This is a genomic window from Belnapia sp. AC561 (genome assembly GCF_979252845.1).
Genome location: NZ_CEEDBP010000411.1, coordinates 1 through 245, shown reverse-complemented (window position 1 = coordinate 245; position 245 = coordinate 1). Strand labels below are relative to the sequence as shown.

Sequence of the window (245 nt, the reverse complement as noted above, 5' to 3'; positions counted from 1 at the left end):
CCACTTCGCCGCCGCGCTGTGGCGCTGAGTGGGAGGCCGCACGAGGTCCGACCTCCTCCCGGCCCCCGTCCGGCAGCCCGGGCCCGACGCCTCGCTCGGTCCCCGCCTGCATGCCAAGGCCCGCCAGCTGGTCCGTGACCACCGGCCGGAGGAAGCCCTGCCGATGCTGGACCGGCTCGCCCGGCTGCCGGACGGGGGCCGGGAGGAGGTCGGACATCGTGCGGCCTCCCTCTCAGCGCCACAGC

General features: G+C 77.1%; 1 protein-coding gene. It reads right to left on the bottom strand.

The genetic code is table 11. The annotated features are described in order from the left end of the window. A partial coding sequence (locus tag AC0IW9_RS31645; RefSeq protein WP_471652242.1) for a hypothetical protein occupies positions 1 to 217 on the bottom strand: 217 nt, incomplete at its 3' end. Positions 218 to 245 lie beyond the last annotated feature (28 nt).